The following is an 11,953-nucleotide window of genomic DNA, read 5'->3' on the forward strand; positions in this document are numbered from 1 at the left end:
TCGCCGGGTCATGATCCGCTGGACGCGGCACGGTGGCCGTCCTGGTGGCGCTCGCCGACCGCGGTTTCGTCATCGCGCTCTGGGCGCTCGGCGTCGTCCTCGCCGTGCAGCTGCTGGAGGGACATGTGCTGCAGCCCGTCGTCCAGAGCCGGACGGTGCAGATGCACCCGGCCGTGGTGATGCTCGCCATCACCGCCGGGGCGTCCGTCGCGGGCATCCTCGGCATGCTGCTCGCCGTACCGCTGACCGCCGCCGCCTTCGGGGTGGTACAGGAGCTGCGGACGCGTTACGCGGCGCCCTCCTCCGCGGCTCCGGCCGGCCCGTCCTCCGACACGCCGCCGGGCTCGTAGAGCTCGAACCAGATGCTCTTGCCCTCGCCCCGCGGCTCGACCCCCCAGGCGTCCGCGAGCAGCTCGATCAGCATCAGACCGCGGCCGGAGGAGGCCAGCTCGCCGGGCCGACGCCTGTGCGGCAGGTCGTCGCCCGCGTCCGTGACCTCCACCCGCAGCCGCCGCACCTCCTCCTCACCGGTCAACTCGGCGAGCAGCAGCGCGTCGGTATCGGTGTGCACGAGGACGTTGGTGACCACCTCGGAGACCAGCAGCTCCGCCGAGTCGACCTGCTCGGGCGAGGCCCAGTCGTGCAGCAGCTCGCGCAGATGCCGGCGGGCGTCGGCGATCCGGTCCGGCTCGTCCTGCGCCACCGACAGCAGGGTGCGCCGGACGGCGGGCCGCGCGGTGCCGCCCAGCGGACGGCACACCAGCACCAGCGCGATGTCGTCCTCGCGTCGGTCGGCCAGCGGGCCGGTGGTGTGGTGCGAGGACGGCCCGTGCACGCCCTGGACCAGGGAGTCGGCCAGCGACTCCGGGTCGACCCCGTCGTCGTCGCCCGGGTGCTCCTCCAGGATCGTGCGCAGCCGCCGCCAGCCGCTCTCCAGGTCGTGCCCGCCGGTCTCGATCAGGCCGTCGGTGCAGAGCATCAGCGTCTCGCCGGGTTCCAGGGTGAACCGGGTCGTCGGATAGTCCGCGTCGGGGTCGATGCCCAGCGGCAGCCCGCCCGCCGTCGGCCGCATCATCACCGTGCCGTCGGCCATCCGGATCGCCGGATCCGGGTGTCCGGCGCGGGCGACCTCCAGCATCCCGGTCACTGGGTCGGCCTCCGCGTACACACAGGTCGCGAAGCGCGGGTCGGTCAGGTGGTCGGCGCCGTCGTCGTGCGTGACGCCGTGCAGGAACCGGGAGGCGCGGGAGAGCACGGCGTCCGGGCGGTGGCCCTCGGAGGCGTAGGCGCGCAGGGCGATGCGCAGCTGGCCCATCAGACCGGCGGCGCGTACGTCATGGCCCTGGACGTCGCCCATGACCAGCGCGAAGCGGCCCGAGGGCAGCGGGATCAGGTCGTACCAGTCGCCGCCGACCTGGAGCCCGCCGCCGGTGGGGATGTACCGGGCGGCCACCCGCATCCCGGGGATCTCCGGGCCGAGCGACGGCAGCATGGAGCGCTGCAGGCCCTCGGTCAGCTCCCGTTCCTCCTCGGCCGCCCCGGCCCGGGACAGCGCCTGGGCGAGCATCCGGGCCACGGTCGTCAGCACCGCGCGTTCGTCGGGGGTGAACGCCACGGGGTAGGAGAAGGCCGCCATCCAGGCGCCCATGGTGCGTCCGGCCACGGTCAGCGGCAGGAAGGCCCAGGACTGGCGGCCGAAGTGGCGGGCGAGCGGCCAGGTCGCCGGATAGCGCTCCTTGTACTCCTGGGGGGAGGACAGATACACCGCCCGCCCCGTGCGGACGACCTCGGTGGCCGGATAGCCGGTGGTCAACGGCATGTCCGAGAAGGGGCCCATGTCCCCGGGCCGGTGTCCGTGCTGGCCGGTGATCGTCAGCCGGTCGCCCTCCACTCCGAACACCACGAGCCCGTCCGGCGAGAACCCCGGCATCGACAGGCCGCCGGCCACCCGCAGCACCTCGGCGGTGGACCGCGCCTCGGCCAGCGCCCGGCCCGCGTCCAGCAGGAACGCCTCCCGCGAGCGCCGCCAGTCGCCGGTGACCGCGCTGCGGGCGGCCCGGGTGCCGGGGGCCGGCTCGGTGACCTCCTGGAGCGTGCCGATCAACTCGTACGCCCGCCGCACGGGGTCGTACGACGGCTTCGACCGGCTGCGGACGACCCGCAGGACGTTGCCCTGCTCGTCCATGATCCGTATGCGCACCTCGGCGAGCGTGCCCTCTGCGACGGCCAGCGGGATCACCCCGGTGATCTCGTTCCAGTCCACCGGGTGCAGCCGGGCCCGCGTCTGGGCCTCCGTCAGGGTGGCCGCCTCCGCGGGCAGACCGAGCAGCCGCGCCGCCTCCGCGTCCACGGTGACTTCGTCGGCGGCCGTGTCCCAGTGCCACAGCCCGGTCGCGAGGGCGGCGAGGACATCCCCGACGGACGGGAGGGGCTCGCCTGTACGCATTGGCCCACTTTAAGAAGATCTGACCGATAGGTGCCACCGTAGGAAAAGGACGAGTCGGCCCCCGCACGCTCGGAGGATCCTCCAGCGCGCGGCGCGGGAAAAGGGTGGGGAGCCGAGTTGGGGGTGCCCGGTACCCTTGGGGTGGCCTAGGCCGTACCCGCCTGGCGACACCCGATCCGCAAAGACTGGATGAACGACGATGCATCGGTACAGGTCCCACACCTGCGGCCAGCTCCGCGCTTCTGACGTCGGCACCGACGTCCGGCTGAGTGGCTGGCTGCACAATCGGCGCGACCTGGGCGGCATCCTCTTCATCGATCTGCGCGACCACTACGGCATCACGCAGCTGGTCGCCCGCCCCGGCACCGAGGCGTACGAGGCCCTGGACAAGCTGTCCAAGGAGACCGTGGTCCGCGTGGACGGCGGCGTTGTTTCACGTGGAACCGAGAACGTGAACCCGGACCTGCCCACCGGCGAGATCGAGATCGAGGTCGGCGAGGTCGAGGTGCTGGGCGCGGCGGCCCCGCTGCCCTTCACGATCAACGCCGAGGACGGGGTCAACGAGGAGCGGCGCCTGGAGTACCGCTTCCTGGACCTGCGCCGCGAGCGCATGCACCGCAACATCATGCTGCGTACGGCGGTCATCTCGGCCATGCGCCAGAAGATGTCGGCGATGGGTTTCAACGAGATGGCGACGCCGATCCTGTCCGCCACCTCCCCCGAGGGCGCCCGCGACTACGTGGTGCCCTCCCGTGTGCACCCGGGCAAGTTCTACGCGCTGCCACAGGCCCCGCAGCAGTTCAAGCAGCTGCTGATGATCTCCGGTTTCGACCGTTACTTCCAGATCGCGCCCTGCTTCCGTGACGAGGACGCGCGCGCCGACCGCTCGCCGGGCGAGTTCTACCAGCTCGACATCGAGATGAGCTTCGTCGAGCAGGAGGACGTCTTCCAGCCGGTCGAGAAGCTGATGACCGAGCTGTTCGAGGAGTTCGGGGGCGGCCGACACGTCACCTCCCCCTTCCCGCGGATCCCGTTCCGCGAGGCGATGCTGAAGTACGGTTCCGACAAGCCGGACCTCCGCGCCAAGCTGGAACTGGTCGACGTCACCGACGTCTTCGAGGGCTCGGAGTTCAAGGCCTTCGCGGGCAAGCACGTGCGCGCGCTGCCCGTGCCGGCGGTCCAGGACCAGCCGCGCAAGTTCTTCGACCAGCTCGGCGACTTCGCCGTCTCGCTCGGCGCGAAGGGCCTGGCCTGGGTCCGCGTGGGCGAGGACGGGGCCCTGTCCGGCCCGATCGCCAAGTTCCTCACCGAGGAGAACGTGGCCGAGCTGACCAAGCGGCTGTCGCTGGCCCCCGGCCACGCGGTCTTCTTCGGCGCGGGCGAGTTCGACGAGGTGTCCAAGATCATGGGCGCGGTCCGGGTGGAGGCGGCCAAGCGCGCCGGCCACTTCGAGGAGGGCGTCTTCCGCTTCTGCTGGATCGTCGACTTCCCGATGTACGAGAAGGACGAGGAGACCGGCGCGATCGACTTCTCGCACAACCCCTTCTCCATGCCGCAGGGCGGCCTGGAGGCACTGGAGACCCAGGACCCGCTGGACATCCTGGGCTGGCAGTACGACATCGTCTGCAACGGCGTCGAGCTGTCCTCCGGTGCCATCCGGAACCACGAGCCGGACATCATGCTCAAGGCCTTCGAGATCGCGGGCTACGACCGTGAGACCGTCGAGGAGAAGTTCGCGGGCATGCTCCGCGCGTTCCGCTTCGGCGCCCCGCCGCACGGCGGCATCGCCCCGGGCGTCGACCGCATCGTCATGCTCCTCGCGGACGAGCCGAACATCCGCGAGACGATCGCCTTCCCGCTCAACGGCAACGCCCAGGACCTGATGATGGGCGCCCCGACCGAGCTGGACGAGCCCCGCCTGCGCGAGCTGCACCTGAGCATCAGGAAGCCGCAGCCGAAGTAGGACGGCGCTACGCTTCAAGCCTCCGTGTCTCTTCAGTCCCCCGCGTCGGGTCCGGACTCCGCGTCCGGCTCGACGTCGGGGGACGCGCCGTCTTCGAGCAGCCGCTCGGCGATGTCGTCGGACCACTCCTGGGCCCAGGATCGCAGGGCGGCGACCTCGGCCTCCCGCAGGCCGTAGCGCAGAAAGTCCATGTCGGAGTAGAAGTCCGTGCCCGTCAGCCGGGACTGCAGCGTGGGCAGATCGAAGGGGTCGTGGGCGTGCCGGCGGCCCAGCGCCTCCAGACCGGGCAGGGAGAACCGGGCCGCGGCGGCCCGCGCGTCGATCAGGTCGACGGCCGCGCCCCGGTCGTACAGCGCCCGGATCTTCGTACCGACGGCGTCCTCCACCGACAGCGCCGGACCGTAACCGGTGAGTGCCGGGGCCTGCCAGAAGACCTCCTTGTGCAGCGCGAGGGCACAGGGCTCACCCGTGGGCGGATCGACGACCGTCAGCTGGGCGGTGAGCGGGGTGCTCGCTCCTACCCGGACCTGCCGGCCGCGAGCCTCCAGAGTGGCGCCGACGGCGGCGGCGATCCGGTCCATGCCTTCGGGACCCTCGGTGGCGAAGTCGACATTCGCATGTGGGCGCACCACCAGACCGTGCGCCTGCAACGCGTATCCGCCCGCGAGCACCAGCCCGTAGGAGCTGCCCGCAGCGACGACGTCGGCGAGGAGCCGGTGGTGGGATTCGGGAATGTTCAAGATTTTTTCCGGGCTCCTGTCACACGTGTGCGGGCCGGGGGGTCAGAGAGGTGTCCGCACCTCTTCGACCGCTCGATGCTCGATGGGAGCCTCTCATGCGTACCGCCCAGATCGTCGTCACCCTGCTCGCCGCGCTGATGGCCGGCTTCTCCGGCACCGTTCTGCTCATGCGGGCCCAGTGGATCGTGAAGGCCCTGACCGACTACTCGGTGCCGCAGAGCTGGTGGACCCTGCTGGGACTGGCCAAGGCCGCCGGAGCCGTGGGGCTGGTCGTCGGACTGTTCGTGCCGGTGATCGGGGTGTCGGCCGGGATCGGGCTGGTGCTGTACTTCCTCGGAGCCGCCGTCACCGTGGCCCGCGCCCGCTGGTACTCGCACGTCCCGTTCCCCCTCGTGTACGCGGCCCCCGTCGTCGGCGCGCTCGTCCTCGGGTACGCCGCCTGACCGGGCAACGGAATTCCCTCCGGCGGGCGGTGTCTCCAAGGGCACCGTCGACGCCAACACCGACGCCGGCAGCAGAAGTTGACCTGCGCCGTCTACGCGGCCGGCACGGCCAGTCGCGACCGGCGTACCTGAAGGCGTACGACCCCGGCGCGGTCGCGGGCAGCGGCAACCTCGTCAACGGCGGCGACCGACCTGGTCGCCGCCTGCAACGCCGCCAACTCGAAGAAGATCAGGGTGATCGTGAGCTGGACGCCGACGCTCACCGCTGGCGTGGAGATTTCGGCGGAGAACCTGCCGACGGAGCCGGCGGCCACCACCGTCGCGGGCGTGCTGAAGCAGCGTCGCGAGGCGGTTCACACCCGACGCATGATGTTGTGCTCCGGGGTCAGCAGCCAGCGAAAATTGGCTTCTTCGGCGACGGCAGGATCCTCGTCCTCCAGCCTGCTCCGAGCGCGCTCGAAGCGGGCGGACAGCTCGGGGCGGCGGGCGATCTCGATGTCCCGCGCCCAGCGGAGAACCCAGCTCTGCACGGGGCTCACGGACTGCCATTCGACCGCCTTGGCGAACGCCTCGTCCTTCGAGGCCTGCATCTCCGGGAGCTGGCTCGGGGCCACCACGGCGAGTGCCGCGCGCAGCGCCTCGGGCGTCTGCTCGGGGCGGGGGATCAGCTCGCGTCCGTGGTCGGGCAGTGTGCTCACGGTGTCCTCCAGGAGTACCTCAGCCAGGATGTCGGGCCGGCCCGTCATCAGGAGGTGGTGCTGTACGCCGTGGGCGGGTCTCACTGCGGCTCGTCGCTGCTCTCTTCGTAGCGGGGCAGGCTTTCGGTGGAGATGGTCCAGTCGGCGATGGTGACGTCCTCGCCGTAGACGAAGTCCTTGCGGGTGGCGTAGCGGGGGCCGTCGGGGGTGGTGTGAATGTCGGTGAGGACGGCGCCCTGGCCCGTACGCGGGTCGAAGATCACGTAGGTGGGGACGCCCATGAGGGGGTAGTCGCGCATCTTGGTGACCCAGTCGTTCTCCGGGTTGGACTTGGAGACCACTTCGATGGCGGCGATGAGCGAGCGAGGGTCGATCGAACCCTGGACGTTCAGGTCCGCCCATGCGATCACCATTACGTCTGGATGGCGCATGATGCCTTCGGGCTCGTCCTCCACGTCAGGTGTGCCGGTATGGGCCAGCAACTCGTCCGGCATGATCCTTTCCAGACGGCGGCTGATGTGTGCAGCCGTGACCTCGTGAGGCCCTCCCGGCGACATCATGTCGTGGACGATCCCTTCCTTGGTGATCTCGAACTTCCCAGGCAGCGTGTCGTCCATGGACTGAACGAAGTCCCGCATGGCCCGGTACAGGTGGGAGGCGCCCTGCTGCGGGTCGTCCGGGGCGATGGTCACGGCGCTCGCTCCTCGTCGTCTGTGCCCAGGGGCAAGGATCGTCACGTTCATGCTAGGCGGCCTCCGGGAGATCGGTTCGGCAGTCGCGGCAGTGACCTGGTTCAGGTGCGCGGAAGGCGCGGTCGCAGCCTTCGCAGTTCTGGAACGGGTGGTGGACGGCCGGTGGCTGGGCGGGTGCGCGGAACGGCGGTGGGGGCGGGAGCTGGGCGGCCAGGCGGTGGGCGAGGAGGGCGGCCGGGCGGATCAGGGGCTCGTTCGGCAGGTTCGCGGTCAGGGCGTGGCGTACGGCGGTGGGGGTGAGGTCGCGTTCCGGCCAGGCGGCGACACCGGGGGCGAGGCGTTCGGCGCCGGTGGCGGAGAGGAGCAGGGTGGGGGCGTGGCGGCGCAGGCCGGCGAGGACGTCGACGGCGGTCCGGAGGAGGGCGGGCGCGGGGTACGACGGCTGGGGGACGGCGGGGAGGCGCCGCTTGCGGGGCGCGGGTTCGTCCGGGGACGTGCGTCGGGCGCCGGATTTGCGGGTGGGTGTCCCGCGGGTGGCGTGGTGACCGGGCCTGTCGCAGGAGACCGTGCGGGTGACGATCCGGCCGGTGGGGGTGCGCTCGCGGCGGCGGCGCAGGTAGCCGTGCGTTTCGAGCTCCCGTAGGGCGGCGGCGATGCGGGTGGGGCCTTCGGGGAAGCGGGCGGCGAGGGTCCTGATGTCGACGGCGGTGCCCGGCCGCACCGACTGGATGTAGCAGGCCAGTCCGAGGGCGAGCAGGGACAGCTCAGGGTGCTGGGCCAGGCCGTTGCCGATCACCGTGAAGTTCTCGGTGCGGCGGACGTGGTCGTGGGTGACGCCGGCGGTCGGCTGCCCGTCGGGGTGGTTCTTGCCCCGGATACGGGAGTGGGCGCGCGCGGGCGCGCTAGGGTTTTCGGTATCCGTCAGGAAGAGGTCCGTTCTTCCTCGGTGGTCAGGCCCTCGCACTGGGATGCCAGTCCCGGCGAGGGCCGTCGCATGTCTGGGGTTGTCTGGTGCTGCTGGCGCTGAGCGTAGGGCAGGCAACCGGGCCGGAATCCAGCCCAGTTGGGCATATTCACTCGCGGGGGTGAGTTTGCCCGGCGGGAGGGAGGGGTGGGGCTTGGTGGGGTTCTTTCTCCCCGGTGAGTAGTGCATAGGGAGCGCAGGGTGGACCGGGGCGTGGGCCGTCAGGTTCCTGTGATTCCTGGGATGGGAGGGCGAGTTCGGCCCAGACCGTCTTGCGGGGCGGCAGGCCGTGGGTGACTCCCCAGCGGTCGGCGAGGGCGGCCACGAGGGTCAGGCCGCGGCCGGACTCGGCGGTCGGGTCGGCCGGGTGGCGGCGCGGGAGTCGGTCACCGCGTGTGTCCGTCACCTCGATGCGGAGGGTCTGGCCGACCACGTGGAGCAGGAGCCGGAAGTTCCGGCCGGGGACACGGCCGTGGGTGGCGGCGTTGTTCGCCAGTTCGGCCACGATGAGCTGCGGGGGGTCCAACGGTAGTCCCCACGTGCGCAGTTGTTCGGTGGTGAGCAGTCGAGCGAGGCGGGCACCTCGGGGTGTGGGGGACAGCAGGACGCTGAAGCTGCGGACGGGGCTGCCGGGTTGGGGGAGTTTCCGATTCACGTCACTCAGCGTGGCCGAGTGTGCCTACCGTGGGGAGTGGCGTCGTGGTTGCGTACGGTGACTGTCCAGTCGTTGTCCGGCGGTGTCCGGGCTTGTCGGGTCGTCGCGTACGGGTAGGGCGTGGCTGGCACGAGGCGGTACGACGGAGGGGCGCGCGTATGTCGGTGGACGGCGAGGTTCGGCGGCTGAGGACCGAGGCTGACGAGCCGGGGTGGGAGGTGGACCCGGACGACGAGTGGGGCGTGGCGGTGGTCGCCACCGTGGGGCGGCAGGTGAAGCTGCGGCGCGAGGCGGTGGGGATGCGGGCCGGCGACTTCGGTAAGGCGGTGGGGTACGGCGAGGACCTCGTCTACAAGATCGAGAGCGGTAAGCGGATTCCCCGGCCCGAGTTTCTGGACAGGGCGGACGAGGTGTTGGGGGCGGGTGGGTTGCTCGCCGCGATGAAGGAGGACGTGGCGAAGGTCCGGTATCCGAAGAAGGTGCGGGATCTGGCGGACATGGAGGCGCGGGCCGTCGAGATCGGGGTGTATGTGTGCCACAGCATCAGTGGGCTGTTGCAGACACCAGGGCATTCTCGGGCAGCCTTCGAGTCACGGCAACCTCCGTACTCGGAGGAGGAGGTTGAGCGGATGGTCGCCGCTCGCATGGCTCGCCAGTCGATCTTTGATCAGGAGCCTGCCCCCGCGCTCAGCTTCGTGCTGGAAGAGGCGCCGCTCCGGCGGCCGCTCGGGGGCACAATGGTGTGGCGGCAGCAGCTCGAACGTCTGTTGGAGGTGGGACGGTTGCGTAACGTCTCTCTCCAAGTGATGCCGACACACCGCGAGACTCACCCAGGCCTGGACGGCAAGATCCAGCTGCTGAAGTTCGAGGACGGAACGGCCGTGGGACGCTCCGATGGTGCGTTCAACGGGCGGCCGATCTCCGACCCGAGGCACCTACGCATCCTTGAGTTGCGGTATGGCACCATCCGGGCGCAGGCCCTCCCGCCGGGGGAGTCGCTGGCCTTCATCGAACAACTGCTGGGAGAAACATGATCCGCAAGGCCTCCGCCGGGGATGCCTCCGAACTGGCGTGGTTCAAGAGCAGCTACAGCGACGGCAACGAAGGCGACTCCTGCGTCGAGGTCGCCACCACCCCCGGTACCATCCACGTCCGTGACTCCAAGTACCGCGACGACAGCCCTCGCCTCGCGCTGGCACCGGCAACGTGGGCGGACTTCGTGGCGTACGCGTCCGGGAACTGACCCATTGGCTGACGTGCCCCGCGCCTGGTTCCACTCAGAAGAGCGCGTCGGGCTGAGCGAACAGCGTGCCGCCTGTCCGAGCCCGTGAGGCGGGACTGGAGAGTAGGCAGGTCGAACGCGGCGAGGGCACAGATCTTGGTGCCCATCGGTTCTCAAGGCCGGTCCGGGGCCCAGGCTGGTGACGACCGGCGGATGCCGGAGGGCCGGCTTGTTCAGCGCTCAGGCCGTGGGATTCGAGGGCGTGGCCGCCGGCCGGCATCAAGGTGTGCGCAGGCCGGCGGCGACGTCCGCGAGGAGACGCGCGTGGGGTGCGGGAACGCGGGTGGGCGTAGCGGTATGCGTCCCCCACCGGTGACGCGGTCGGACCGGGTCAGCCCTCCTCGCCGCCGAAGCGCTCCTTGTACACCGCCAGGTCCTCGTCCGTCAGCTTGGCGAAGAGGACCGGCGGGACCGTGAACGGGGTGCCGGAGGGGACCGGGGTGAGCGACTTGGCCTCGTCCGCGGTGACCCAGGCGGCGGTGTCGTCCGGCAGGGAGAACGCCGCGCGCATCGCCTTCGCCGTGGCCGGGATCAGCGGCTCGGACACCACCGCGTACAGGTGGATCAGGTTCATCGCCGTGCGCAGGGTGAGGGCCGCGGCGTCCTTGTCCGTCTTGATCTGCAGCCAGGGGGCCTTCTCCTCCAGGTAGGAGTTGCCCGCCGACCACAGGGCGCGCAGGGCCGCGGCGGCCTTGCGGAACTGCATCGCCTCCATGTGCTCCTCGTACTCGCCGAGGAGGCGGGCGATCTCCTCGCCGAGACGGGTCTCCGCCTCGCCGGGCTCGCCGCCGGCCGGGACCTGCTCGCCGAAGCGCTTCTTCGAGAAGGACAGCACGCGGTTGACGAAGTTGCCGAGGGTGTCGGCGAGGTCCTTGTTGACCGTGGCCGTGAAGTGCTCCCAGGTGAAGGACGAGTCGTCCGACTCGGGCGCGTTGGCGATGAGGAAGTAGCGCCAGTAGTCGGCCGGCAGGACGTCCAGTGCCTGGTCGGTGAACACACCGCGCTTCTGGCTGGTGGAGAACTTCCCGCCGTAGTACGTCAGCCAGTTGAAGGCCTTGACGTAGTCGACCTTCTTCCACGGCTCGCGCACGCCCAGCTCGGTGGCCGGGAACATCACCGTGTGGAAGGGGACGTTGTCCTTGGCCATGAACTCGGTGTAGCGCACGGTGTCGTCGGCGTCGTACCACCAGGACTTCCAGTCCCGGTTCTCGGGGTCCTGGTCGGCCCACTCCTTCGTCGCGCCGATGTACTCGATCGGGGCGTCGAACCAGACGTAGAAGACCTTGCCCTCGGCCGCCAGCTCCGGCCAGGTGTCGGCCGGGACCGGGACGCCCCAGTCCAGGTCACGGGTGATCGCCCGGTCGTGCAGGCCCTCGGTCAGCCACTTGTGGGCGATGGAGGAGGCGAGCTGCGGCCAGTCCTTGTCGTGCCGGGCCACCCACTCGCGGACCTCGTTCTCCAGCTTGGACTGCAGGAGGAAGAGGTGCTTGGTCTCGCGGACCTCCAGGTCCGTGCTGCCGGAGATCGCGGAGCGGGGGTTGATCAGGTCCGTCGGGTCCAGGACCCGCGTGCAGTTCTCGCACTGGTCGCCGCGGGCCTTGTCGTAGCCGCAGTGCGGGCAGGTGCCCTCGACGTAGCGGTCCGGGAGGAAGCGGCCGTCGGTGGGGCTGTACACCTGGCGGATCGCCCGCTCCTCGATGAAGCCGTTCTCGTGCAGCTTGCGGGCGAAGTGCTGGGTGATCTCGCGGTTCTCCGGGGAGGAACTGCGGCCGAAGTAGTCGAAGGCGAGCTGGAAGCCGTCGTAGACGGCCTTCTGCGCGTCGTGCGCCTGTGCGCAGAACTCCGCCACCGGCAGGCCCTGCTCCTTCGCCGCCAGCTCGGCCGGGGTGCCGTGCTCGTCGGTGGCGCAGATGTACAGGACGTCGTGGCCGCGCTGGCGGAGGTACCGGGAGTACACGTCCGCCGGGAGCATGGACCCCACCATGTTGCCCAGGTGCTTGATCCCGTTGATGTACGGAAGGGCGCTGGTGATGAGGTGTCGAGCCATCGTGGCTGCTCCCAGGTCGCTGC

12 protein-coding genes and 1 pseudogene are annotated in these 11,953 nt (G+C 70.5%); 5 read left to right on the top strand and 8 right to left on the bottom strand.

Translation table 11 applies throughout. The annotated features are described in order from the left end of the window. Positions 1–26: 26 nt before the first annotated feature. Positions 27–350: pseudogene (locus AC5WRT_RS28985) on the top strand (AI-2E family transporter); the annotation flags it as partial. Here the strand turns inward: AC5WRT_RS28985 and AC5WRT_RS28990 are convergent. Then, positions 287–2,446 carry an ATP-binding SpoIIE family protein phosphatase gene (locus AC5WRT_RS28990; protein WP_496092271.1) on the bottom strand — a complete coding sequence of 720 codons (2,160 nt, stop codon included), beginning with the start codon at positions 2,444–2,446 and terminating at the stop codon, positions 287–289. The pseudogene AC5WRT_RS28985 and the gene AC5WRT_RS28990 sit on opposite strands and share 64 nt — an antisense overlap. A 199-nt stretch (positions 2,447–2,645) precedes the next feature. Between AC5WRT_RS28990 and aspS the strand changes: the two genes are divergently transcribed. After that, entirely contained in the window at positions 2,646–4,409 is a 1,764-nt protein-coding gene (gene aspS, locus AC5WRT_RS28995; RefSeq protein ID WP_496092272.1) for an aspartate--tRNA ligase, read from the top strand. Between the two features lie 32 nt (positions 4,410–4,441). Here the strand turns inward: aspS and AC5WRT_RS29000 are convergent, their stop codons facing one another. Beyond that, positions 4,442–5,149, bottom strand: coding sequence for a nucleotidyl transferase AbiEii/AbiGii toxin family protein (locus AC5WRT_RS29000; protein ID WP_496092273.1), 708 nt, complete (start codon positions 5,147–5,149; stop codon positions 4,442–4,444). Positions 5,150–5,244: 95 nt separating this feature from the next. On the opposite strand from AC5WRT_RS29000, the gene AC5WRT_RS29005 reads away from it, so the two are divergent. Continuing rightward, positions 5,245–5,592 (top strand): DoxX family protein, encoded by a 348-nt coding sequence (locus AC5WRT_RS29005; RefSeq protein ID WP_496100762.1) that lies wholly within the window; start codon positions 5,245–5,247, stop codon positions 5,590–5,592. A gap of 92 nt (positions 5,593–5,684) precedes the next feature. On the opposite strand, the gene AC5WRT_RS29010 is transcribed toward AC5WRT_RS29005, so the two are convergent. From AC5WRT_RS29010 to AC5WRT_RS29030, 5 genes are all read right to left on the bottom strand, one after another. Continuing rightward, positions 5,685–5,855, bottom strand: a complete 171-nt coding sequence (locus tag AC5WRT_RS29010; protein ID WP_496092275.1) for a hypothetical protein — start codon at positions 5,853–5,855, stop codon at positions 5,685–5,687. 90 nt (positions 5,856–5,945) lie between these two features. Then, entirely contained in the window at positions 5,946–6,290 is a 345-nt protein-coding gene (locus tag AC5WRT_RS29015) for a hypothetical protein (RefSeq protein WP_496100763.1), read from the bottom strand. An 80-nt stretch (positions 6,291–6,370) separates the two neighbouring features. After that, the gene (locus AC5WRT_RS29020; protein ID WP_496092277.1) at positions 6,371–6,982 is read right to left on the bottom strand and encodes a Uma2 family endonuclease; all 612 of its coding nucleotides are present in this window, start codon (positions 6,980–6,982) and stop codon (positions 6,371–6,373) included. A 52-nt stretch (positions 6,983–7,034) separates the two neighbouring features. Next, on the bottom strand, positions 7,035–7,946 hold the full coding sequence (locus AC5WRT_RS29025) for a helix-turn-helix domain-containing protein (protein ID WP_496092278.1): 912 nt from the start codon (positions 7,944–7,946) through the stop codon (positions 7,035–7,037). A 109-nt stretch (positions 7,947–8,055) separates the two neighbouring features. Then, a complete protein-coding gene (locus AC5WRT_RS29030) occupies positions 8,056–8,601 on the bottom strand; it encodes an ATP-binding protein (protein WP_496092279.1) in 546 nt (181 codons plus the stop codon). Between the two features lie 158 nt (positions 8,602–8,759). Here AC5WRT_RS29030 and AC5WRT_RS29035 point away from each other — a divergent pair, with 158 nt between their 5' ends. Continuing rightward, positions 8,760–9,635, top strand: a complete 876-nt coding sequence (locus tag AC5WRT_RS29035) for a helix-turn-helix domain-containing protein (protein ID WP_496092280.1) — start codon at positions 8,760–8,762, stop codon at positions 9,633–9,635. Then, entirely contained in the window at positions 9,632–9,844 is a 213-nt protein-coding gene (locus AC5WRT_RS29040; protein ID WP_496092281.1) for a DUF397 domain-containing protein, read from the top strand. Before AC5WRT_RS29035 ends, AC5WRT_RS29040 begins: the two co-directional genes overlap by 4 nt. Before the next feature lie 370 nt (positions 9,845–10,214). Here the strand turns inward: AC5WRT_RS29040 and metG are convergent, their stop codons facing one another. Further along, positions 10,215–11,930, bottom strand: coding sequence for a methionine--tRNA ligase (gene metG, locus AC5WRT_RS29045; RefSeq protein ID WP_496092282.1), 1,716 nt, complete (start codon positions 11,928–11,930; stop codon positions 10,215–10,217). Positions 11,931–11,953 lie beyond the last annotated feature (23 nt).

The organism is Streptomyces sp. NTD91, assembly GCF_059510455.1.